Source organism: Bacillus cereus group sp. MG16 (assembly GCF_040459875.1).
Lineage (GTDB): Bacteria > Bacillota > Bacilli > Bacillales > Bacillaceae_G > Bacillus_A > Bacillus_A paranthracis.
The window spans coordinates 4,150,148-4,173,997 of sequence record NZ_JARVHE010000001.1 but is presented as its reverse complement, the minus strand read 5'-3'; the positions used below and the strand labels follow the sequence as shown (position 1 = coordinate 4,173,997).

Below are 23,850 nucleotides of genomic sequence, written 5' to 3'. Positions count from 1 at the left end.
AGTTGCATAGTATAAATTCGGGGATAAGGCATATGTATGAATCAGTATAGCCTTTTTGTTTGGGTAAAAGTGACCAATTGAACAATTTGGTCACTTTAAAAAGGGGGAGAAATGATGAAAGGAAATCAGTTACTTCGTAAAGAGTTCACACAAACTATAACAAGTAAAAAAATATTAATTCCAATTATCGCAGTTCTATTCGTACCAATTTTATATGCAGGCATGTTTTTATGGGCCTTTTGGGATCCATATAAACAGTTAGATGATTTACCAGTTGCGGTAGTCAATTTAGATAAAGGTGCTGTATTTGACGGAAAACCAATTGAGGTCGGAAAAGGGCTCGTTGATAATTTAAAAGATAATACCAGTTTTAAATGGGAGTTTGTAAGTGAAAAAGAAGCGAAAAAAGGAATGGAAGGCAGAAAGTATTACATGTTAGTACGCATTCCAGATGACTTCTCAAGTAACGCTACAACATTATTAAAAGATGAACCGAAACCATTAAACTTAGAATATATTCCAAACGAAAGCTTAAACTTCTTATCTTCACAAATTGGCGGAACAGCCATTGAAAAAATTAAAGGTGAAGTAGCAAGTACGTTAACGAAAACATATGCAGAGAAAATGTTTGATTCCATTCAAGACGTTTCAAAAGGATTAGCAGATGGGGCGGAAGGTGCAAGTAAACTACACGACGGATCAAGTGAGTTGCATGATGGTTCAAGTAAAGTAACGGAGGGACTTCATACACTTCAAGGGAAGTCTGGTGAAATGAAGGATGGAGTAGGAAAACTATTTGATGGATCTGGGAAAGTAACGAATGGTTTAAATACGTTAAATAGCAAAACAGGTGAGATGCAAATAGGTATCGGAAAATTAGTAGATGGTTCCGGAAAAGTAACAGAAGGTTTACATGTATTAAATAGCAATGCAGGTATCGGAAAATTAGTAGATGGATCAGGAAAAGTAACGAACGGTTTAAATACGTTAAATAGTAAAACAAGTGAGATGCAAACAGGTGTTGGAAAATTAGTAGATGGGTCCGGAAAAGTAACAGAAGGTTTAAATACGTTAAATAACAAAACGGGTGAAATGCAAAAAGGAATTGATGAATTACGTGATGGATCTGAGAAAGTGACCGGTGGTTTGAACAAATTAGTAAGTAAATCCGGTGAATTAAAAACAGGAACAACGGATCTATCAAATGGTATGGAACAACTGGTTGGGGGACAAAGCCAATTAGAGGTAGCTTCTCAAAAAATTGAAAAGGGTTTGCAAGATTTAAATAGTAAAGTGAAAAGTTCTGCTGCAGGATTAGGGGAAATGCAGTCGAAAGTTCCTTCTATATTGAATACAGTAAATGAGAAAATAGATGGAGCTGGGGCGAATGTAAATCAGTTAAATGAACTTACACAATCAACAGCAGGAGATGCAAAAAATGCAGCGCAAGATGTAGCGAATTTACAAAAGCAAATTGAAAGTTTACCAAAAGAATATCAAGAGCAGTTACAACCATTCATAATAAATGCGGTAAAAAGTACAGCGACAGTTCAGCAAAAAGCTGCCGGAGTAGCAGGCGGAACAAATAAATTAAATGAAGAAGTAAAACAATTAAAAGGCGAAATAAATCAAAAAACAGGGGATGGACAAAGCAAATTGCCAAATGCAGCAGAATTACAATCCTTAACTGCTGGTATTGAGCAATTATCCAGTGCACAAAAAGGATTTGTTGAAAAATTCCAAGGGTTTGGTGCGAAGTTAAATACTGCTAAAGAAGGCGCAAATAAATTTAAAAACGAGTCTGGTCAATTAATAGATGCGATAAATCAATTAGCAGATGGTTCAGGTAAAGTAACAGGTGGCTTAGGTGCATTATCTGCAGGAGCAAATCAAATGGCAGGTGGAGTAAATCAATTAGCAGATGGCTCAAGTCAAGTAACAGGCGGTTTAGGCCAATTATCAGCAGGAGCAAACCAAATGGCAGGTGGAGTAAATCAATTAGCAGATGGCTCAAGCCAAGTAACAGGCGGTTTAGGCCAGTTATCAGCAGGAGTATCTAAATTAGCAGATGGTTCAAGCCAAGTAACAGGAGGTTTAGGCCAATTATCTGTAGGAGCAAATCAAATGGCGGGTGGAGTAAATCAATTAGCAGGTGGATCCGGTCAAGTAACAACCGGCTTAGGTGCATTATCAACCGGCTCAACCCAGCTAATCGATGGTGTAAATAAACTAGCAGACGGCTCAGGAAAAGTAACAGATGGTCTCGTAAAAGTAAACGATGGTTCAGGTGAACTTGCTGAGAAGCTTGGCGAAGGGGCAGAGAAAACTGGTGAAGTAAAAGGAACGGATAAAACGTATGATATGTTTGCAAGCCCTGTAAAAGTGAAGACGGAGAAAATGGCGGAAGTTCCAAACTACGGAACTGGATTTACACCGTATTTCTTATCACTCGGTTTATTTGTTGGGGCATTACTATTATCTATCGTATATCCATTACGTGACACAGTTGGTGTTCCAAAATCAGGGTTTAGCTGGTTTATTAGTAAGTTCGGCGTATTACTATCAGTCGGTATTATTCAAGCAGTAGTAGCTGATATCATATTACTGTTCGGATTAGGTGTAGAAGTACAAAGTATTCCTTATTTCATACTCTTTAGCATCGTTACAAGCTTAGCGTTTATCGCATTAATTCAATGTTTAGTGACAGCATTCGGCGATGCAGGACGTTTCATTGCCATCATCACATTAATTATTCAGCTGACAACGAGTGCTGGAACATTCCCACTAGAATTGATTCCGAAGTTTTTACAACCATTCAATGCTTGGTTACCGATGACATACTCTGTATCTGGATTGAAGGCAGTCGTATCAAGCGGAGACTTTAACTTCATGTGGCAAAACATTGGAATGCTCATGATCTTTATCGTTGTGTTATCACTTGGAACAATTGCTTCATTAACGTGGATGCACAAACGACAATTTAGAAATATTGCTGAAAATCAATCGGTTGAAGCTTAAATAAGGAACATAAAAAAGGTACCGAAATGGTGCCTTTTTTATTGGTCTTTTTTTATCCGCTATTTGTGGGCAGTAAGACTCCCACCTCAAAAATTGGCTAGAGAAAGAAGTTAGGTGGGAGATAGACTGCCAATAAACGCCTGATTAGTGTGGGCTAATAATCAGTGAGGGATGAACAAAACACCTACTGATTAAAGTTTCACTTTATAGGCTGAGAAATTTCATTTGTTTTTCTATTTTTACGGAAGAAGCATATAGCAATACTTATAAGAATAATTGTAGCTACAATCCAAACAAATGGACCATATTTTTCAGCAAAAGTATATAGTTTCATGTTGCTGGCAATGTCCTCTTTTGTTTTTCCTATTAGAATTTCAGAGCCACTATAACCTTCAAGTGTATCTCCTTTTTTTATGCCAAAAATAAGAACGTCTGATTTGTTTTCTATTCCGGTGTATCGGTATCCTTTATCTTTAATTGTTAATTGGGTATCATTCTTTTTTAGTGAATAGTCTTCGGCAGAAATATCTTTGCCTGACAGTGTAATTGGTTCCATTGAGAAACGGATTTCTTTTAAGGCAGGAAGAGTCTCATTGTTTAGTAAGAGTTGCTTTGCAATATGCTGCTCAGTATTAATGTTTATCCAATTTGCTTTTCGTCGTTTATATGTATTAATTTCAAGGAGTGCGAATTCTTTATTTTGAAGTTTTTCCTCTGTAATAGGTTGCGCGGTAGTTAATGTTCCTTTTAATAAAATCACACCGTCTTTTGCAGATTGGAAGGAAGCGGTTTCCTTTGTTTTCTTTAATGTATTGATAGTCCCTTTATAATCCTCTTTTCCTAAAAGAACAGCTCCTGTATGTACGGTTAAAATAAGATATAGGATGCTTAATACGATAATAGCTTTTTTCACTATTTCCCCTCCAAAGTATGTATAATTAAATTATAACATAATTTACCATATTGAATTTATTAATTTGAATAAAAAGTTGCAGACGTAAAAGTAATAAATAAATTAAGAGAAGTGTAGATGAGAGGAGTAAAAATGAAAAAGAAATACAGTTGTAAGAAAGGTGTACAACTGTATTTAAAGTGGATAAAATATTTTCTTCATAATGTAATGGTTGTTTTGTATCCCTTTTTTTCTTAATTTCACCATATTTCATGTGTAGGCTAAATAAAAGGATAGGAATTACAACAATTTACAGAGAAACATAGAGTAGAGGGGGGATATGATGAAAAGAAAACATATTTCTTATTTAATTATAAATCCGCTAATAATTTTTCTTGTTTATGCCCTTTCACCTATATTGTTTGATAAAGAAGTATATACAAGTATGAGAGATGCATTTGGAATACTTACGTTTGGAATGTCAACACTAGACTGGACAATTTTTATAAGGTCTGTTTCTTATATTCCACTGGCGTTAAATAGCCTAGTGTTCCGTGAATTCGAATGTTGTTAAACCAATGAACATAATCATCAAGTTCAAGAGCGAGCTGTTCAAGAGAAGCGAAGTGTGCTCCGTTTGCGAATTCTGTTTTAAACACTTTGAACATCGCTTCGGCCACAGCGTTATCGTAGGGGCAGCCCTTCATACTTAATGATCGTTGAATTCTGAATGTTTCTAAAGCCTCTGAAATCAGTTTATTATCAAACTCTTTTCCTCGGTCTGTATGAAACATCTTGATGTTATGTAAATTTCCTTTAATACTCGCTAATGCTTTATACACAAGGTCTGCTGTCTTATTTGGACCAGCACTGTAACCTATAATTTCTCGGTTGAAAAGGTCCACAAATAAGCATACATAGTGCCATTTTTTTTCAACACGGACGTATGTTAAATCACTGACAACTACAGCTAATTGCTCTTCTTGTTTAAACTGACGTTGTAACTCATTTTTGATTGGTGCTTCATTACAGGTTTGTTTATACGGCTTGTATTGTGACACCGTATAATTTGATACAAGTCCTAATTGTTTCATAATTCGACCGATTCGACGTCTAGAAACGACCATCTTCTGTTTCTTTAATTCTACTTTGAGTTTACGAGTACCATAGTTACTACGGCTTTCTTTAAAGAGTCGTTCTATTTCGTTGGAAAGCTCAACGTCTTCTTTTTCATGTGCGTCTTGTTCACGCGGCTTGGCGTGATAGTAGTAGGTACTTTTGGCGATGTTAAGGACGTTACACATTGCTGATACTGAATATTTGTGAGTGTTATTTCGGATCACATCTATTTTCGTCCCATGATCAGCGCTGCTTGCTTTAAAATGTCATTCTCCATCATTAAACGTTGATTTTCTTTACGTAATCTGATTAACTCATTTTCTTCTTCTGTCCGATTTTCTTTAGCAGTAAATGTCCCAGTTTCTTGATGATTCTTAATCCAGCGATCCAACGCAGAAGGCGTTATTTCATATTCTCGACAGATATCTGCACGGGACTTTCCATTTCCATATAGCTTTACTAATTGAAGTTTAAATTCTGGTGTAAAAGTTCGACGTTGACGTGACATAGTAGCACGCTCCCTTAGGTTAGTATGTTAAGTCTACTAGCCCTTATAGTATCTGTCCAACTTAGTGTAGCCGATTCAGTTCTACTATCTGTTAATGGGGGGGTTATTACTTTATTGACTTTTTAAGTGAAAAAATGAATAAAAATGATAAAGAAAAAACCGATGGAGGACAACAAAATGACTGAAAGTGAAATGAAATTCAGGGATACGACCATTCGTAACTTTTTCGATAAAGAGGACCGTTTAAAATCGATTCCAGGTCAAAAGAAGAAAAAACTAGTATTGTTGGAGCATTTAATTAGCAAATTAAACGCTGAAAATCAATATACGGAAAAAGAAATGAATACATTCATAAAACAATATCATGATGATTTTTGTACGATTAGGCGTGAGTTTATTGTGCAGGGGTTTATGGACAGAGAGGATAATATGTACCGTATAAATGGGAGAGAAGTGTGGACGAAGTGGGAGGAGCTATGAGTGTAATGAGGAAGGGGGATTTTCTTGCAAGCTAGTAGTCTTATACATAAAGAGATTTCAGGGAAACCATCAATTTTGGGGATGTTTACTTCACCAACACTGCAATTCAAAAGGATGAAGAATCAAAGAAATATATTTTTACCACTCGCTCTTTTAATAGTATTCATTATAGTTTCAAGTGCGTTAATGTCTTGGAATACTTTAAATAATCCTGCGCTTAGTATGTTTCATGATAAAACGGGATTTACTGTACCAAAATACATAACTTTCTTTACCACATTTGGGATTTCTACAGTCAGTGGAATCGTAGCCTTATTTTTTGCGCCTATATTCTATAAAAATATTATGATTTTTTTCGGGGTGGATATTAACTATAAAGAAACCTTTCCTATCATTATTTATGCTTCGTTTGTATTACGATTAGGGATGATTTTAAATGGATTCATTGCATTGTCTCTAAATGGATATGAGATATCTTATACAAGTTTAGGGGCAATAGCAACGGATAATATGGTTTTACATACAATCGCTCAAAGAATAGATATATTTAATATATGGTATTACATTTTATTAGGTATAGGTTTAAAAACGATTACGAATTTAAATAAAGATAAACTTATTCCTCTTATTATTGTACTTTTCGTTTTTACTAGCTTATTAGCGAGTATGGCTGGATTTATGCAGGAAATATCAAAGCCGTAAAGATAGAAATAAAAAGGTGGTTTGGAAATAGACCAAACCACCTTTTTTTCATTTTTCACACTAAAACTTTTGTCTCCAATCTTTCTTTCTGACGAAGATGATGAGCAAAATGCATAGAAATAAGTTGAAACCATTCTGCTGCATGTAAGTAACCAAGCCCAGGATGTTCGACTTTACAATCACTTGGAATAGAAGAAAGTGTTGGCTCAATGTCTTTAATAACTGTAATTAATTCTAGCATACGTTTTTGTATTTCTTCTTTATTAGAGGGGTTTTCAGGTGTATATCCAGGATGATTTGGTACTTTGATTTGTATATCCGGGAAAGCGCCAAGTTTATAGACTTTTTCACCCATATCCGTTTTTTTGTTAGTTGCTGATGGTGTTTCAGTTTTACATTTCGCGATTGCATCTAACTGCATATATGTAGAGGCAATTAAATGATTATACATTTGACCAAGAGACCATTCTTCGCTAGACGGCTTCATCCTAAATTGTTCTATAGAGTACCTTTCTAATTCCTCCATGTAATACGTAGCTAATTCCTCAAATTTCTTCATAGTGTTAACTCCTTTTTATAAAAATGTATTTGTTAATACCTACTATAAACGAGGGATACTGACAACATTATGTCAGTAGTGAAATTAAAGTTTTAACATTTTTTTTGCTTCATCATGGATTTTCTCAGAAAGAATTTTTGGCTCAAGTACTTGCACTTGGCTTCCCCAGCTCAATACCCACTGAAATACTTCGTCTATGTTTCTTGATTTCAAAAAAACGTGAAAACTGCTATCTCTATGCTCGTATGAATCTATAAAAAAGTAGCGGGATTCAATAATCTTATGTGCAATATGAGAGGGGAATAGTAAATGAACCGTAACAGTGCGATTGCTTTCAGGCTTGTAGTTTTGTAAAGAAAAGTCTTTCGGTTTTGTGAAAAACTCTTGTTCTTGCTGTAAATCCTCCATACGATCTAAGCGGAAATTGCGTATTTGTTTTCGAAGTAAACAGTGGGCAACGATGTACCAAATTCCTGAAATATTGACTAAGCCATAAGGATGAACGGTCCGCTTTATTTTTGTAGTTTCTCTCGGTTTCCGATAAGAAAAAGAGATAGCTTGTTCTTTTTGAATAGATTCTTGCAATAGAAGAAGTTGATTTTCTAGTTTTTTTTGTTCAGATTGCTGATGTGAAAATATAGGAGAAAGGAAACGAAAAGTTTCTCGTAATTCCTGGGCTTTCTTTTGTTGATCAGCAGGGAGAACCATTTCAAGTTTCTCTTTTGCTGATCGTGCATGTACAGAAAAAGAAGAAGTGAAAGTTTTCTCGATATAATCACCTCCTAATAAAAGAGTAACAGCCTCTTCAGGCGTAAGTTGAATCGGTGGTAAGAAATAACCATCCATTAATGAATAACCTTGGCCAGGCATTGAATAAATAGGAACACCCGATTCGTTAAGTGCATCCATATCTCGATAAATCGTTCTTATACTTGTCTCAAATTTTTCCGCTAAGCTTTTTGCTGTAACAGTTTGTCTTCTTTGTAATTCAATTAATATAGCTAATAAACGATTGGTCCGATTCATGAAATATCTCCTTTTATCTTTAATAAATATGCCTTCTGTAAACTTCTAAAAGTAATATAAATTCCCCTCCCATTAACATACTTTTCCCTATGTATAATATTAATATAGTAAAATCATAAGAAGCCGTATTGCAGTTTCCAATAATATACTATATAATCAATTTAAGAAAACGTTTTCATGCAAAGGGGGAGAATTTCGTGTCGACTATAGAGGACGTGGCGAAATTAGCGGGGTTATCAAGGACAACGGTTTCTAGGGTGATTAATAATCATCCATATGTTTCAGATGAGAAGAAAAAAAGGGTTCAATTAGCAATGAAGCATTTAGGCTTCGTTCCTAATTCTGCGGCGAGAAGGCTTCGTAAACAAAAAACGGAAACAATTGCGGTGCTAGTTCCAAGGATCACAAATCCTTTCTTCAGTAGGTTTATTGAAGCGATCGAGATTGCTGCTTCTGAACATAAATATAAACTGATTATTTGTCAAACAAGATATTTACCGGAAAAAGAGATGGAGTACTTACAATTATTATCTACGAAACAAGTGGATGGGATTATTCTATGTTCACTAGAAAATCCGTGGGAAGATGTAGAGCCATACTTACAACACGGTCCAATCGTGTTATGTAATGAATATATTGAGGAAGCAAATATTCCAACAGTGAAGTTTGATCATGCGCAAGGAGCATACATAGCTGCTAAGCATGTGTTAGAACAAGGATATCGTAATCTTATTTTTTGCCGTGGTAACGAAACCAAAGTCGTTAGCCAACAGCGAAAAATGGGCTTTTTACGTGCAATAACGGAGAAGAGCCGCCAAGTAGAAGCGATTGATTTTCTTGAAAACGCTTTCTCTTGGGAAGATGGAAAACGAATATTCCATGAAGTATTAAAGGACAAAAAAAATCCTACCGCGATTTTGGCAGGAGGCGATGAGGTAGCAGCTGGAATTATTTCAGAGGCGAAACGCCATGACTGGAGCATTCCAGATGATCTCGCTGTTATCGGTTTTGATAATCAAATTTTATCACAGATTACAGAGCCAGGTATTACGACAATTGAACAGCCAATCGATGAGATGGCCCGAAAAGTTGTCGACCTGATGATGGATAAAATCCATACAAAAAATTATCGAAAAAAAGAATTGTATGAGTTTGAACTGGAGCTCTTGGTGAAAGGTTCAACGATGAAGGATACGATGTTATTAGCCTAGTAGACTATGTCTGCTAGGTTTTTTTCTGTTCACAAACTACTATTCTTCGTGAACGCAGTCATCACATTTGTTATGGTATGCTTCGTGTTGCTCATCAATTTCTTTCCCGCAGTGCGCACAAGTTTTCGTCGGTAAATTTCTGAAAAACTCCATTGGTTGATCGATCATGTCAATCCCTCCATTTCCATTTCTTACTATCATTGTATTAGTACAAAAAACAAAAGTCAACAACTGTTTTATAACAAAATTGAAAGTTAATGAAAAAGTTTAGGAAATGGATTATAGTTAACAATGTAGAATGTAAGTGAAACATGCATTTCTACTCGGTTTTAGAAAGGATGGATACATATGAAAATGACTGTTGTCGGCTTTTGGGGCGGCTTTCCAGAAGCGGGAGAAGCAACGTCCGGGTATTTGTTTGAACACGATGGTTTTCGTTTACTTGTAGACTGTGGTAGTGGTGTACTAGCACAGCTTCAAAAATATATAACACCATCTCATATAGATGCAGTTGTACTTTCGCACTATCATCACGATCATGTTGCAGACATTGGGGTATTGCAATATGCGAGACTAATTACGAGTGCGACAAAGGGACAACTACCGGAACTACCAATATACGGTCATACGTTTGATGAGAGTGGATTCCATTCTTTAACGCATGAACCGCATACGAAAGGAATCGCGTACAATCCAGAAGAAACACTTCAAATTGGACCGTTCTCGATCTCATTCTTAAAAACTGTTCATCCTGTTACATGCTTTGCGATGCGTATTACAGCAGGTAATGACGCTGTAGTATATAGCGCAGATTCCAGTTATATTCCTGAATTTATTCCATTCACAAAAGATGCTGATCTTTTCATTTGTGAGTGTAATATGTATGCACATCAAGAGGCTGCAAAAGCAGGGCATATGAATAGTACAGAAGTAGCAAGTATTGCGAAAGATGCGAATGTAAAAGAACTTTTATTAACGCACTTACCGCATACAGGCAATCCAGCTGATTTAGTAACAGAAGCAAAACAAATTTTCAGTGGCCATATTACGTTAGCGCATAGTGGCTACGTATGGAACTCATGAGGTGATACGATGTTATTTATTGATAATAAAGGGATTACAGATCCTAGAATAAACTTAGCGATTGAAGAATATTGTGTGAAGAATTTAGATATTAACGAAACATATTTACTGTTCTACATTAATGAACCTTCGATTATCATTGGTAAAAACCAAAACACAGTAGAAGAAATTAATGCAGATTACGTAAAAGAAAAAGGTATTCATGTCGTTCGTCGTCTATCAGGCGGAGGCGCAGTATATCATGATTTAGGAAACTTAAACTTCAGTTTTATTACGAAAGATGATGGAGACAGTTTCAGCAACTTCAAAAAATTCACAGAGCCTGTAACGAAAGCGCTTGGTAAATTAGGCGTAAATGCAGAACTAAGTGGTCGTAACGACATTTTAGCTGAAGGCAGAAAAATTTCAGGTAACGCGCAGTTCTCAACGAAAGGTCGTATGTTCAGTCACGGTACGTTACTATTTGACTCTGAAATCGATCACGTCGTATCAGCACTGAAAGTAAAAATGGATAAGATACAATCAAAAGGAATTAAATCAATCCGTAGCCGCGTTGCGAACATTACAGAATTCCTAAACGAAGAAATGACGACAGAAGAGTTTAGACAACTTCTTCTAGAAACAATTTTTGAAGGAGAAACAGAAATTCCAACGTATGAATTAACAGAAGAAGATTGGAAAGAAATCCATAAACTTTCTGAAGAGCGCTACCAAAATTGGGATTGGAACTATGGAAAATCTCCGAAGTTCAACTTACAACATTCACACCGCTTCCCAGTTGGACAAGTTGACGTTCGTCTTGAAGTGAAAAAAGGAACAGTAACAGAATGCAAAATTTACGGTGACTTCTTCGGTTCACTAGATGTGCATGATATTGAAGAACGTCTAACAGGCGTACAATTTGATAAAGATGCATTCACTGCAGCTTTAGAAGGCGTAGATATCGCACGTTACTTCGGTAATATTACAACAGAAGATTTCTTACATTTGTTCTTCTAAAAATAAGGGAGGCTACCGTAACTGGCAGCCTCTTTCTTTTTGCGTAGATTGTCGCGTTTTGTCGGTAAGTCGATATATTTTAAAAATCGCTGATATATTTCGAGTTACGACCGATATATTTGGAAAATCGCTGATATATTTCAAGTTGCGCTGATATATCTGAAAAATCGCCGATATAATTCCATATACCATAAAATCACAGGACATTTGCCCCTCATAAAGGAATATATATTCAAAAGGAGGCGGATCGAAATGAGAAGGGTAATGTACGTTGTAGTATTGCTTAGCTTTGTCATCGGAATGATAGCTTGTAACGATGAAACGTCCTCAAGTCGCATACTTTTATCGATTGGAAAGCCAGCGAAAGATAATGTTATATATTTTACGCATACAGATAACAGACGAAAGATACAGGAAATACAAGACATGTTTCAAAATAAGAAGTGGAAAAGAAATGAAACATTCAGCACTGTTAATAAGACACCAGATGTCGTTTTTTCAATAGATGAAGACAATGCAGGGTTACCGACATTATATGTTACCGTGTATTTTCATGAAGATGGAGCGGACGCGATTAACTTGTTTGGAGAGCATACGACGTTAAATAAAGAGGAACTTACTAAACTTAGAGAAAAGATGAGTGCATATTATCCTAAAATGATTTTTGGTCTAGTTTCATAAATTACTTGTAAATAAAATTCCTTTATCCTTCCAAAGTAAATGAAGAGGAGGTGATCTGTTTATATGCAGTTAATGGAATAACACTTGCCACTTTAATTTTCTTTTAATATAATTAATTTAGAATTTTTAAATATTCTAAATTTTATAAAGGTGGGGTTTGTGTGAATCTCGTTCAATCTTTGGCTGAAACGGCGAAAAAGAAGGGGGATAAACCGGCTTATATATTTATGGATCAGTCGGTCTCATATGACCAATTAAACAAAATGGTCACAAGGTTTTCTAGCAATTTAGCAGAAATGGGCATTGGAAAAGGGGACAATGTTGCATTAGTTGTTGGAAATTCACCACATTTTTTGGTCGGTTTATACGGAACAATGAAAGCGGGAGCAACTGTTATTCCAGTTAATCCAATTTATACAGCAGACGAAATGCATTACATTTTACAAAATGGAGATGTAAAAACAATTATCGTACTCGACGTCCTTCTACCTGTTATACAATCTCTTACAACTAGACTTCCTTCACTTGAAAACATCATCATATGCGAAACCTCATCAGATTTTAACCATACAGAAACCGAAAAAATGAAAACGTTTACTAGAATGATAGGGGCTGGAGATTTAACTTACGAAGGCCCAGAACTAGATGAAGAAGATGTAGCGGTTATTCTATACACTTCAGGCACAACTGGAAAACCGAAAGGCGCTATGTTAACGCATAAAAATTTATATAGTAATGCGAGCGATGTGGCGTCGTATTTACAATATACGGCTGATGATCGCGTTGTTGCGGCACTGCCAATGTTCCACGTATTCTGTTTAACAGTGGCGGTCAATGCACCGATTGTGAACGGAGCAACGATTTTGATGTTACCGAAATTTAGCCCGAAAGAAGTATTCCGTATTTGTCGTACGTACGAACCGACGATTTTTGCTGGTGTACCGACAATGTACAATTATTTATATTTATTCGAAGAAGCAAGCGCAGAAGATGTGAAGACGCTTCGTCTTTGTATTTCAGGTGGTGCTTCAATGCCTGTTGCTCTTCTGCAAAACTTTGAACAACGTTTTGACGTTATCGTTTCAGAAGGATACGGTTTATCAGAAGCATCACCAGTTACTTGTTTCAACCCGCTAGATCGTCCGCGTAAGCCAGGATCGATCGGTACAAATATTTGGCATGTAGAAAATAAAATTGTAAATGAACTTGGGGAAGAAGTACCTGTTGGTGCAGTCGGTGAATTAATTGTTCGCGGGCCTAACGTTATGAAAGGTTACTATAATGCGCCAGAAGATACAGCTGCAACATTAAAGGACGGCTGGCTGTATACAGGAGACTTAGCGAAAATGGATGAAGAAGGTTATTTCTATATCGTTGATCGTAAAAAGGATATCGTCTTAGTTGGGGGTTATAACGTATACCCTCGTGAAGTAGAGGAAGTATTGTACACACACGAATCCGTAGCAGAAGTTGTCGTAATTGGTGTTCCTGATGAAAACTTAGGAGAAGCAGTGCGAGCTTACGTCGTTCTGAAACAAACGAACGTAACAGAAGAAGAACTGATGCATTATTGCACGTTACATTTAGCAAAATATAAAGTACCAAAGAGTATTGAATTTTTAACAGAATTGCCGAAGAATACGACAGGTAAGTTGCTGAGAAGAGCTTTGAGAGAAAAAGCGATGCAAGTTTAAAAATAGGGGCAACCATCTTTATGAAGATGGTTGCCTTTCTATTTTTTAGCATTGGTTAAGCTATGGTGCCATATATTTAAACCGTAATATGACTAATAAGGAGGAGATATAAGTGGAACAGAAGGAATTACGTTTACGGCGAGTGCAGTATCTTATTTGTGACATTATGGATGAAATGAATGCTGAAAGTGAGAAGAACAACTTAGAAATACTGCAGCAAGTCATTGATCACCTTTCAGGAGCGATAGGTGATTTAGTGGATCCATCGAGCACGTATTCTATCGATTATTTGGAAAGGAAAGTTCATACAGCGCATTATTTACTTTTTAAAAATGAGCGGAAAGCGTACTTATGTAGGAAATAATAGTATTATTTTTATTTGACATTGATAATCATTATCAATATGATAGTTGTGTTAAGTATATTTATATAAAGGGAGATGTCATATTGATAATGATTAAGAAAAAATATATGAATGCATTCGTTATAGCAGCAACGTTAGCAGTTCCATTTAGCGGTATGATGGCACCGATTGCGAAAGCAGAAGCGGTAGTAGAAATGAAAGCAGCTAGCAAATTAGCAGATGGTACGTATGACGTTATTTTAAAGACTTATAAAGATCAAACGAATGATACATCAGTTGCTTCTACATATTTAAAAAATGCAAAAGTAACGATTCAAGGTGATAAAAAAATCGTTACGTTAACAGTTCAAGATAGTAGCTATTTCCAGTATCTTAGAGTAGAAGATCCAAAAAAATTAGGGACATTCCATGATGTAAAAGTAATTTCCGAAGATAAAGCAAATAACGGTACGAAAGTTGTTCAATTTGAAATTGATGAGTTTTCGAAAAAATATAATATGCAAATGCATATATTAATTCCAGCAATTAAATATGATCATAAATATCAAGTACAGTTTGAAATCGATGCGAGTGCAATTGAACAGAAGCCTAAATTCTCTGACGTACCAGCATGGGCACAAGAATCAGTTCAATATTTAGTAGATAAAGAAGCAGTACACGGTAAGCCAGACGGTACATTTGCACCAGCTGAAAATATTGATCGTAGTTCCGCTGCAAAAATAGTAGCAACTGTTTTAGGGCTAGAAATTAAGAAAGATGCAAAGCCATCATTCCCTGATGCACAAAACCACTGGGCAACGCCATATATTGCTGCTGTTGAAAAAGCAGGTATTGTAAAAGGTGATGAGAAGGGAAACTTTAATCCGAGCGGGTTAATTAACCGTGCATCAATGGCTTCTATGTTAGTAAATGCATATAAATTAGAAAGAAATGAAAATATAAAACTACCGAAAGAATTTGCTGACTTAAACAATCATTGGGGTGCGAAGTATGCCAATATTTTAATCCAAGAAAAGATTTCAATTGGAACAGATAATGGCTGGGTTCCAGATAAAGCGGTAAGCCGTGCGGAAGCAGCACAATTTATTGCGAAAGCGGATAAGTTGAAATAAAGTACCAATATTAGCTTTAAGTAGAAAGGCACATGAATCTTTCCATAAAGTGAAAAAAAGTCTGTTTATGTTGCCGAAAGAACTAAAGGAGTTTTTTATTTCAATAAAAAACCGAACCACCATCTAAATGGCAGTTCGGTTTTCTTTATTTTTTCTCTACTAACTTTTTATTCTTCCAATCTAGTGTAAACGATTTATTAAATGTTTTTTGATCAACGTCTTTTACGTTGTTTCCAACCCAGTTTGCAGTTCCGAATGTGTAGCCTGGACGAAGTTGGTAGTCGTCGGCATGTTTTGTATAAGCAACTTGTAGGTTAGATTGGTCTGTATTTTTTTCAGAGATAACAACAGCGATCATACCAGGAGAGAAACCACTATTTGTTAGCGCTGGAAGTTGATCCATCGGTATTAAATTACCTTTTGCATCAGATTCATATAAGTATGTGCGAGAGTACATGAACAGTTGGTTTCCATATAAAGAATGGTAGGAATCACGTGTGTAAATACCCCAGTTTTGATTGTTATATCCGTTAAAGAATACGTTCCATTTTACGTTTTTATTTGTTTGGTCAATTAAGTTTGTTTTATAACTAGTTTGTTTATAGCTTACAGAATCAGACCAAGTTACTTGGCCAGTTGCACCCGCTTCAGCGCTAGGTCCATTTGGCGTTGCAGAAGCTTTAACAGAACCGCCAAGTTGATAAGATACACTAGAGGTTACAGTCGTTTCTTCTACAGCATTTGTAGGTGCTACGTTAAAGAAACGAGCGCTGTTATCTTGAAGATTAAAGGCAATATCTTATTGTGAAGGATAGCGTAATGTTGCACTAGCGCCAGGGATTGGGTAGTTATCAATAGGCGCACTACTTATAGTAGGATTTGCTTTTAGAAAACTACCAGTTGTATTAATAACGGCAATCTGTTTATCAGCGCTTGGATCATCGATGAAAGTTACCTTTAAAGACATTGTCATATTATCAGTTTGATCATTATTAAATGTATTATAGCTCGTATGTGTTTTTGCATTTTGTCCGATATCTGTTACAACTTGTGACGTCGTTTGAGCGTAAGCAGCAGGTGTTGAAAGCACTAAAGCGCTACTAGCAAAAACAGCGGATAATGCTAAACATTTTAAATATGTTTTAGAACGTTTCATACAATCACTTCCTTTTATTTTTGTCGATATATGTCGTATTTCGTTTATATCGTAACATGAAAATAAAGCGGAAGACATGATTATGCATAATTGCATAGGTGAGTTTTGTATAATGAAATTTTATGAATTTTTATCAAGAGAATCGTCGCTGTATTGTTTATATATTCCTCCTCATCAACTCCCCAACCTGCGTCGCAACAAATGCAACAACACTAAACAGTTAGAGGTTTTTATTGTGAAGGTCATTGTGCTTAATATTTACGCTATAAGTGCATAACAAGATATAATAGAAGAAATCAAGAAGGAGGATCGCTGTGAAAAATCTTCGTTATCTCAATATATTTACTATATTAATTATATACACACTACTTATGCTTTACATAGGCTGGAACGGATGGGTTTGGCTTCATGCGGTATTTGGCTGGGAGTCTTGGGGATATTACGCTTTCGTTGTTGGCTTCATTTCCTATGCGTACATTCTCGTGCAAGTGTTTAAGTTTTTGCCATTTCTACGAACGATAGGTTCGATTTGGTTTGCGGTTATACAATACGCGCTTATGTTATTGCCGTTAGCTAATATTACAGTCTTTCTTTTACAGTTTGTAGTAGAGAAAGAAGCGGCAATTATTTGGACAGGAGCGGCTGTGTTAGCTGCATTTATTTTTATCTTTGCGTACGGAGTATTTAATGCATATAGCCCGGTAGTAAGAAAGTATGAGGTGCACATTCCGAAAAAAGTAGAGGGACGTAAAAGCTTACGCATTGCGATGGCTTCTGATATGCATTTCGGTAAATTATCTGGCGTTTCGCATTTGAAAAGGCTTGTTCGTCATGTAAATGAAATGGAGCCTGATATTATTTTACTGCCAGGTGATATTATCGATGATCATCCAGGTGTGTTCATTCAAAAAAATATGGGACATATTATGAAACAAATGACAGCTCCACTAGGCGTATATGGTGTGTTAGGAAATCACGAATATTACGGACGAGCAGTTCCAGAATTTTTACAAGAGATGGATAAGATTGATATTCGCATTTTATTAGATGAAGTAATTACAATTGAAGATCAGTTTTATCTCGTTGGAAGAAGAGATAAAACTGAGCGAGATCGCCAAAGTTTTGAAAATCTAATGAGTACAGTAGATAAAACGATGCCAGTTATCGCAATGGATCATCAACCATTCGAGTTAAAACAAGCAGCGGATGCTGGCGTAGATTTACTATTATCCGGTCACACGCACCGCGGACAAATGGCACCAAACCATATTGTAACGAGAAGAATGTACGAACTAGACTGGGGATACGTACAAAAAGGTGCATTCCACGCAATTGTTTCTTCAGGTTTCGGATTTTGGGGACCACCGCTTAGACTTGGAAGTAGGTCGGAGATTGTACAGGTGGAGGTTACTTTTGAATAAGTGTATGTAATAGAGAGCTAATGGCTCTCTATTTTTACAAATAAAAAAAGGCTCCACATAAGGAGCACTCAATAAAAATAAATGAATTAAAACAAATAACAGACATGTATAATATACAATATTTAAAATTTAATATCAATATATTTAAATTTAATATTTGTGTTGGTGTCGATTTCATAAAAGAGTTATGATTATAAGATAAAGGGGGATTATAAGTGATCATATCAGATGTACTATACGGAGAATTTGAAGTGGATCCAGTAGTAGAAGAATTAATTGTAAGTAAGTCTGTGCAAAGGTTAAAAGGTATTCATCAAACTGGCGCAAGCTACTTAATAAATGAGAAATGGAATGTAACGCGCTTTGATCATTCAGTTGGCGTTATGTTGTTAGTGAAGAAACTCGGTGGTTCAGTAGAAGAACAAATTGCAGGTTTACTGCATGACGTATCACATACTGCTTTTTCTCATGTGATTGATTACGTTTTTGATAATAGAAATGAAAGTTATCATGAAGAGATATTTAGTTCTGTCGTGAAAAACTCAGAAATTCCAGCGATTCTTTCAAAGTATGGTTATAACTATGAAGATATTTTGTTAGATGATTCGAAGTGGACGTTACTTGAAAGGTCAGCACCAGAATTATGCGCAGACAGAGTGGATTATACGTTACGAGATATGTATACATACGGATATGTTTCTTTAGAAGAGGTTCATAGATTTTTAGAGGATATTATCGCAGTAGAGGGGAGAATGGTCCTTCAAAATATCGAAATGGCAGAGTGGTTTACAGAAACGTATTACAAAGAAGTCATCGATTTCTTTATGCAACCAATGAATAGTTATGGAAATGATATGTTAGCTAAGACGCTAAAGTTAGCTCTACACAAAAAGGTTATTTATGCAGATGATTTTCTTCTTGAAGATGATGAGCTTATTTTGAAATTGCAGCAATGTAGTGATCCGGAAGTACATGCTTTAGTAAGCAAAGTTCATCCGAATGTAAAAGTAAAAGAAGATAAAAACGACTATGATTTATATCAGAAAAATAAAGTCCGCCTTATCGATCCGCCGTTACTTCGTGCAGGTGAAGTTATTCACTCGTCTGTTGTGTCAGAAAACATAAGGAAGATGAGTGAAATCGCTTATGAAAAAGCGGTGAGAGGGATGTATGTGAAAGTGATTTCGGATGAACAGAAAGAAGGTATCATCACATAAGATGATACCTTCTTTCTATTCATCTAATATTTTCCACTCATTTCCCCAATCCTTCATCGCGTCAAAAATAGGACGGAGTGTTTCACCTTTTTTGGTTAGTGAATATTCCACATGAGGTGGCATAGTCGAGTAGATTGTTCTCTTTATAATATTTTCTTGTTCAAGTTCTTTTAAGCGAAGAGATAGGGTGCGTGGGCTAATACCGTTTAGGCATCTTTCAAGCTCAGCAAAACGTTTAGGACTATAAAACAAATCTCTTAAAATTAAGAAGGTCCACTTTCCGCCTATTACAGACATTGTTTTTTCAATAGGGCATTTTAATAAAGTTTCTTCATTTGTATTTTCCATATAAACACTCCTTACTATATAAAAGTATAGGTACTATATAAAAAATCAGTACTTTTATAATTAAAGTACTTTATTTATTATAGTCCTAAAGGAATATATAGGTAAATTACTAATTTTTGAAAGGGGAGTTAGCAAGTGAGTGGGGTGGCTAGTAGAAATTTAGATGTTCAAACAAAAGAGAAATCAGGTATCGTCATTTTAATAACTTTGGCAATGGGTTTTATTATGGCTACGTTAGATGTGACAGTAGTAAATGTTGCGGTGGTGAATATTCAGGAAACTTTAGGGATGACATTATATAGTTCAGCGTGGATTGTTGACGGATATATTTTATCTTTTGCGGCATTATTACTTGCTGGAGGGGCATTGGCTAACCAATATGGAGCAAAAAATATGTATATGGTTGGTTTAAACATTTTTGTATTCGCATCTCTTTTATGTGCGATTGCCACAAATGGGAGCACCCTCATTATCGGCCGAGTACTTCAAGGTGTTGGAGCGGCTTTATTTATGCCAAGTTCACTTAATTTATTAGTATTATCGTTTCCGGATGAAAAGAAGAGAGCTAAAATGTTTGGGATATGGTCCGCAATTGTCTCCATTGCTTCTGGTACGGGCCCTTTTATTGGCGGCCTTTTAGTAAATACATTTGGTTGGCGAAGCATTTTTATTATAAATCTTCCAATCGGGATGATTGGTATTTTAATGGCCTTTGTAATTCTTCCAAACGTTTTACCGAAAAAGGAGAAAATAAATGTAGCGAATCATTTAATCGGTATAATTGCAATAACATTGTTGGCGTTTACTCTAATTGAAGGACCAAGTTACGGATGGTCCTCGCTTCAAATTTTAGGAGGAGTAGTGGGGACGGTATTATCTACTATTCTCTTTGTTTATGCAGAACGAAAATCAAAAAACTCAGTTGTACCAAGAGTGTTGTTCCAAAACGAGACATTTATCTCGGCGAATATAGTTGGATTTCTAATAAACTTTGCGTTATTTGGCGGCATATTTATGTTTGGACTCTTTTTACAAAAAGCATATGGAGCAAGTCCATTTGTAGCAGGATTACAACTATTGCCGATGATGAGCGTATTTGTTATTGGGAATGTATTATTTGCAAAAATGGTGAGTAAGTTTAGCTCAAAATCGTTACTATTCATAGCGTTATTTATAGCTAGTATAGGCTCTTTATTATTAATGCTTTTAGTAAATAATGTGAGTTATATAGGAATTGCAATCATTTATAGTGTTGTTAATCTTGGAATCGGTATAGCAGTACCTGCCATGACTACAATTGTAATGAAATCTGCTGGTCGTGAGAATGGGAATATGGCTGGAGCAACTTTAAATGTAAATCGTCAAATTGGTGCATTAGTCGGTATAGCAATTATGGGAATCATTTTAAATGAATCATCCAATTGGTACAGAGGGGCAAGCTATAGCTTTTTAGTTATTGGGCTTTCCTATTTATGTGCAGTATTTTTAGTTTGGAAGTTTGTGGAGAGGGAATAAAAAAGTAGAGCATCTAGGAGTGATGCTCTACTTTTTTACATCACTGATCAAACCAATTCCAAACCTCAATATCTCCAAGAGTCGCATAACGTACGTGAGGTGAGTTTTGTAATTTTAACAATTCTTTCGACGGCCCAGTAATGACAATGCCATATACTTTTACGCCGTTATCTTTTACATACTCATAACGTTTATCTAAGTTCAGCTCTTTTTCAGAAATCCGAGTAGTTTTACTTACAGTTTCTTTATGTGTAGAAAGAATACGCATCATTTCGATTACTTCATCTTCTTTTGTCTTCGGTCGTTTTGCTTCACTATCAGGGAGGTTTATATGTTCTGAAAATCCGATAACCTCTCCGCCATGTAGGATGAAATCTTCTTCATCTATTCTTTCTTGCCCTGTGTCTAAAGCGTACCATATAGGAGTTGGCGGCATTTCTTGTGCTTCAAATGCGCTATATAGAATGGATTCTAACTCTTGTAAAGTGTAAGGTTTGTCAAAAGATATCGCTACTTCTGCAACGGTGCCCTCATGTATCTTTCCGAGTGTACTCCAAACTTTTTTAGAGATTTCTTTCAAATGATTATCTTGTTTTATTTTTGGGTGAACAAAGGAAAGTTTGTTGGAATAGGGTTTGTTTTCCCATGATTTATTTTTGACAGTTACAGATGATAAGAAGCTATGCGTTGTTACTGTACCAATTGGCATTTCTTTTTTACCGACCGTTTTAACTAAATTCATTTCATTTTCTGTACGGAAAAAGGGTTTAATCTTTGTACTGCCTCCAGTGGAACGACTGTTTGGAATTGTTGCTTCTAGTGCGAGTGCTGGGATTTCATCTACTTCGACTAACTTTTTCATATTATAGAAGTAAAGAGAAGATGAAAAATGACCAACAAAATAGATTGCAATACAAACGGCAAGGACAAAACTAACGGTTTGCCAACGTTGTTTCCATTTTATTTTCCAAAATGGGACTTTCAGTTTTTGTGGTGGTAGTTTTTTCTTGATTGGTTCACTCTTCGAAAGCAATTGATCTAAGTAAGCTTCACATTCTTCACATGTCTCAATATGATTTTCTAACAGTTCTTGTTCATTATGCGTGAGCGTTCCGTTTTCGTATCTCTCCCATAGTTTTTTAAATGCCGTACAACCCATCTGTATCACTCCTTTATGCTTTGCGTTTCTTTTCGTCCCCTGTGTAATTCAATTTTCACTTTCGCTAGTGAGAGACCGGTCATCTCTGCTATTTCTTTATATGAGAATCCGTAGTAATCTCGTAGTAACAGAACATTTCGTCTTTCAAGCGGAAGAGAAGATAAACCTTCTAACCAACTAGCAATCTCATGTTTTACGAAATATTCATGTTCTGTACTTGGTACGTTTGGTAAATGGAATTCTTCCACTGTAGTTGTTTTATATTTCTTTTCTTTTCGATACCAATCGATAAAGGCGTTGTAGGCAATTGTAAATAACCACGGTCTAATTTCTTCGCCTTTGTAATAGTCAATATGGACGAGCATGCGGTAAAAGGTTTCTTGCATGAGATCTTCAGCAAAATGGGAATCTCCGGTTAGGGAGAGAAGATAGCGAAATAAATCTTGCATATGTTCTGAGTAAATTTCTTCTAATGATTGTTTACGTTTCACTACATTTCCCTCCCTTCATACATAACAACGAAAAACATATAAAAAAGTTACAATTTTTTATGGAATTATAGTAAAAAACGTCAAGAATTGGATAGGATTCTCTTTTATCATAATACATATAAGGCGGGTGAACAGAGATGGAAAGCTATGAAACACAAATTCAAAGGTCCATTGATTATATCGAGGAAGATGTAATGGAAAAACAGACGCTGCGTAAGTTAGCTCGCATTGCAGGTTTTTCTGAGTCGCATTTTCATCGTGTATTCCAAGCGTTAGTAGGTGATACGGTAATGGAGTATGTTCGGAAGAGGAGGTTAGCCCGGGCAGCTTATCAACTTTCTCATACGGATGAAAAAATTATTGATATCGCATTTGAACATGGCTTTCAATCTCACGAAACGTTCACGAGAGCCTTTAAAAAATTATTTCAAATGACACCGAGTGAATATCGAAAGCAAGAAATAGAAACACCGATGTATTACAGCGTGAATGTAAAGCAAAGAAAATTAAATCCGTATTTAGGAGGCATACAAATGGAATATCGTATTGTAAATAAACCAGAATTTTTAGTGGCAGGTTATGAACTGAAGACGACAAGTAAAGAAGGGAAAAACCATCAAGACATTCCAGCATTTTGGCAAGAATATTTACAAAAAGATCTTGGAACGACAATTCCTAATCGTAAAGATACGAGCCAATGGGTAGAGCTTGGGTTATGTACTGATTTTAATTTAGAAACAGGGGACTTCACTTATATTATCGGAATGGAAGTTACAGACTTTGAAAATGTACCAAATGAAATTGCAAAGCGCACGTTCCCAGCAGCAACATATGCGGTATTTACAACGCCGAAAGTTCCTCATGAAGAAATGGTATCGTCTATTCACCAAACGTGGAATGCAGTATTCTCAGAGTGGTTCCCGCATTCAGGATACGAACATTGCGGCGTTACAGAGTTTGAATTATACGATGAGCGTTGTCACGAAGATAAAAGTGAGTTCGCTCAAGTAGAGCTTTGGATACCGGTGAAGAAGAAATAATAGAGTAAGAGCGAGTCATTGAGAAATGGTTCGCTTTTTTATAAAGGGGGAAATG

The 23,850-nt window shown here is 35.9% G+C and carries 22 protein-coding genes and 1 pseudogene; 14 read left to right on the top strand and 9 right to left on the bottom strand.

From position 1 onward, the window contains the following. Positions 1–114 precede the first annotated feature (114 nt). Positions 115–3,018, top strand: coding sequence for a YhgE/Pip domain-containing protein (locus QCI73_RS21670; protein WP_353823706.1), 2,904 nt, complete (start codon positions 115–117; stop codon positions 3,016–3,018). A gap of 199 nt (positions 3,019–3,217) precedes the next feature. Here the strand turns inward: QCI73_RS21670 and QCI73_RS21665 are convergent, their stop codons facing one another. Both QCI73_RS21665 and QCI73_RS21660 read right to left on the bottom strand, forming a co-directional pair. Beyond that, positions 3,218–3,931 (bottom strand): hypothetical protein, encoded by a 714-nt coding sequence (locus tag QCI73_RS21665; RefSeq protein WP_353823705.1) that lies wholly within the window; start codon positions 3,929–3,931, stop codon positions 3,218–3,220. Positions 3,932–4,413: 482 nt separating this feature from the next. Next, positions 4,414–5,537 (bottom strand): IS3 family transposase gene (locus QCI73_RS21660; protein WP_085964333.1). Its coding sequence is split into 2 segments (ribosomal slippage): positions 4,414–5,291 and positions 5,291–5,537, totalling 1,125 coding nucleotides; the frame shifts between segments, so codons are not numbered across the junction. 177 nt (positions 5,538–5,714) lie between these two features. Between QCI73_RS21660 and QCI73_RS21655 the strand changes: the two genes are divergently transcribed. Together QCI73_RS21655 and yknW are read left to right on the top strand one after the other, a co-directional pair. After that, entirely contained in the window at positions 5,715–6,017 is a 303-nt protein-coding gene (locus QCI73_RS21655; protein ID WP_327923482.1) for a DUF2087 domain-containing protein, read from the top strand. Positions 6,018–6,041: 24 nt separating this feature from the next. Further along, on the top strand, positions 6,042–6,719 hold the full coding sequence (yknW, locus tag QCI73_RS21650; protein WP_262725699.1) for a YknW family membrane protein: 678 nt from the start codon (positions 6,042–6,044) through the stop codon (positions 6,717–6,719). Positions 6,720–6,774: 55 nt separating this feature from the next. Here the strand turns inward: yknW and QCI73_RS21645 are convergent, their stop codons facing one another. Next, a complete protein-coding gene (locus QCI73_RS21645) occupies positions 6,775–7,278 on the bottom strand; it encodes a DinB family protein (RefSeq protein WP_353823704.1) in 504 nt (167 codons plus the stop codon). An 84-nt stretch (positions 7,279–7,362) separates the two neighbouring features. Next, complete coding sequence (locus tag QCI73_RS21640) at positions 7,363–8,304, bottom strand: helix-turn-helix transcriptional regulator (RefSeq protein WP_353823703.1); 942 nt, start codon at positions 8,302–8,304, stop codon at positions 7,363–7,365. 197 nt (positions 8,305–8,501) lie between these two features. On the opposite strand from QCI73_RS21640, the gene QCI73_RS21635 reads away from it, so the two are divergent. Further along, entirely contained in the window at positions 8,502–9,515 is a 1,014-nt protein-coding gene (locus tag QCI73_RS21635; protein ID WP_000103718.1) for a LacI family DNA-binding transcriptional regulator, read from the top strand. A 39-nt stretch (positions 9,516–9,554) separates the two neighbouring features. Here the strand turns inward: QCI73_RS21635 and yhfH are convergent, their stop codons facing one another. Next, a complete protein-coding gene (yhfH, locus tag QCI73_RS21630) occupies positions 9,555–9,683 on the bottom strand; it encodes a protein YhfH (protein WP_000567010.1) in 129 nt (42 codons plus the stop codon). 180 nt (positions 9,684–9,863) lie between these two features. Between yhfH and QCI73_RS21625 the strand changes: the two genes are divergently transcribed. From QCI73_RS21625 to QCI73_RS21600, 6 genes are all read left to right on the top strand, one after another. Then, complete coding sequence (locus tag QCI73_RS21625; RefSeq protein WP_242785477.1) at positions 9,864–10,598, top strand: MBL fold metallo-hydrolase; 735 nt, start codon at positions 9,864–9,866, stop codon at positions 10,596–10,598. Positions 10,599–10,607: 9 nt separating this feature from the next. Further along, positions 10,608–11,597, top strand: coding sequence for a lipoate--protein ligase (gene lplA, locus QCI73_RS21620; protein ID WP_000897255.1), 990 nt, complete (start codon positions 10,608–10,610; stop codon positions 11,595–11,597). A 252-nt stretch (positions 11,598–11,849) separates the two neighbouring features. Further along, positions 11,850–12,278, top strand: coding sequence for a hypothetical protein (locus QCI73_RS21615; protein WP_327923485.1), 429 nt, complete (start codon positions 11,850–11,852; stop codon positions 12,276–12,278). A 161-nt stretch (positions 12,279–12,439) separates the two neighbouring features. Beyond that, complete coding sequence (locus QCI73_RS21610) at positions 12,440–13,972, top strand: fatty acid--CoA ligase family protein (protein WP_001055167.1); 1,533 nt, start codon at positions 12,440–12,442, stop codon at positions 13,970–13,972. 112 nt (positions 13,973–14,084) lie between these two features. Then, positions 14,085–14,336 (top strand): hypothetical protein, encoded by a 252-nt coding sequence (locus QCI73_RS21605; protein WP_000435475.1) that lies wholly within the window; start codon positions 14,085–14,087, stop codon positions 14,334–14,336. An 89-nt stretch (positions 14,337–14,425) separates the two neighbouring features. Next, positions 14,426–15,448 (top strand): S-layer homology domain-containing protein, encoded by a 1,023-nt coding sequence (locus QCI73_RS21600; protein ID WP_353823702.1) that lies wholly within the window; start codon positions 14,426–14,428, stop codon positions 15,446–15,448. A gap of 145 nt (positions 15,449–15,593) precedes the next feature. Here the strand turns inward: QCI73_RS21600 and cytK2 are convergent. Further along, a pseudogene (gene cytK2 / locus QCI73_RS21595) lies at positions 15,594–16,604 on the bottom strand (beta-channel forming cytolysin CytK2). A 314-nt stretch (positions 16,605–16,918) separates the two neighbouring features. Between cytK2 and QCI73_RS21590 the strand changes: the two are divergent. Next, entirely contained in the window at positions 16,919–18,025 is a 1,107-nt protein-coding gene (locus tag QCI73_RS21590; protein ID WP_076869199.1) for a metallophosphoesterase, read from the top strand. Positions 18,026–18,240: 215 nt separating this feature from the next. Then, complete coding sequence (locus QCI73_RS21585; protein WP_353823701.1) at positions 18,241–19,242, top strand: HD domain-containing protein; 1,002 nt, start codon at positions 18,241–18,243, stop codon at positions 19,240–19,242. A 15-nt stretch (positions 19,243–19,257) separates the two neighbouring features. Here the strand turns inward: QCI73_RS21585 and QCI73_RS21580 are convergent, their stop codons facing one another. After that, positions 19,258–19,590, bottom strand: a complete 333-nt coding sequence (locus QCI73_RS21580) for a winged helix-turn-helix transcriptional regulator (RefSeq protein WP_060629890.1) — start codon at positions 19,588–19,590, stop codon at positions 19,258–19,260. A 135-nt stretch (positions 19,591–19,725) separates the two neighbouring features. On the opposite strand from QCI73_RS21580, the gene QCI73_RS21575 reads away from it, so the two are divergent. Further along, positions 19,726–21,105, top strand: a complete 1,380-nt coding sequence (locus QCI73_RS21575) for an MFS transporter (protein ID WP_353823700.1) — start codon at positions 19,726–19,728, stop codon at positions 21,103–21,105. Between the two features lie 40 nt (positions 21,106–21,145). On the opposite strand, the gene QCI73_RS21570 is transcribed toward QCI73_RS21575, so the two are convergent. After that, positions 21,146–22,264, bottom strand: a complete 1,119-nt coding sequence (locus tag QCI73_RS21570) for an anti-sigma factor (protein ID WP_353823699.1) — start codon at positions 22,262–22,264, stop codon at positions 21,146–21,148. A 5-nt stretch (positions 22,265–22,269) separates the two neighbouring features. Continuing rightward, positions 22,270–22,755, bottom strand: coding sequence for an RNA polymerase sigma factor (locus QCI73_RS21565; protein WP_000823995.1), 486 nt, complete (start codon positions 22,753–22,755; stop codon positions 22,270–22,272). Between the two features lie 137 nt (positions 22,756–22,892). On the opposite strand from QCI73_RS21565, the gene QCI73_RS21560 reads away from it, so the two are divergent. Beyond that, entirely contained in the window at positions 22,893–23,795 is a 903-nt protein-coding gene (locus QCI73_RS21560) for an AraC family transcriptional regulator (protein WP_000446822.1), read from the top strand. Positions 23,796–23,850 lie beyond the last annotated feature (55 nt).

Coding starts and splice junctions, on each gene's coding strand:
- QCI73_RS21615 (WP_327923485.1), top strand. CDS start 11,850: ATGAGAAGGGTAATGTACGTTGTAGTATTGCTTAGCTTTGTCATCGGA.
- yhfH (WP_000567010.1), bottom strand. CDS start 9,683: ATGATCGATCAACCAATGGAGTTTTTCAGAAATTTACCGACGAAAACT.
- QCI73_RS21570 (WP_353823699.1), bottom strand. CDS start 22,264: ATGGGTTGTACGGCATTTAAAAAACTATGGGAGAGATACGAAAACGGA.
- QCI73_RS21560 (WP_000446822.1), top strand. CDS start 22,893: ATGGAAAGCTATGAAACACAAATTCAAAGGTCCATTGATTATATCGAG.
- QCI73_RS21640 (WP_353823703.1), bottom strand. CDS start 8,304: ATGAATCGGACCAATCGTTTATTAGCTATATTAATTGAATTACAAAGA.
- QCI73_RS21580 (WP_060629890.1), bottom strand. CDS start 19,590: ATGGAAAATACAAATGAAGAAACTTTATTAAAATGCCCTATTGAAAAA.
- QCI73_RS21625 (WP_242785477.1), top strand. CDS start 9,864: ATGAAAATGACTGTTGTCGGCTTTTGGGGCGGCTTTCCAGAAGCGGGA.
- QCI73_RS21600 (WP_353823702.1), top strand. CDS start 14,426: ATGATTAAGAAAAAATATATGAATGCATTCGTTATAGCAGCAACGTTA.
- QCI73_RS21655 (WP_327923482.1), top strand. CDS start 5,715: ATGACTGAAAGTGAAATGAAATTCAGGGATACGACCATTCGTAACTTT.
- QCI73_RS21670 (WP_353823706.1), top strand. CDS start 115: ATGAAAGGAAATCAGTTACTTCGTAAAGAGTTCACACAAACTATAACA.
- lplA (WP_000897255.1), top strand. CDS start 10,608: ATGTTATTTATTGATAATAAAGGGATTACAGATCCTAGAATAAACTTA.
- QCI73_RS21645 (WP_353823704.1), bottom strand. CDS start 7,278: ATGAAGAAATTTGAGGAATTAGCTACGTATTACATGGAGGAATTAGAA.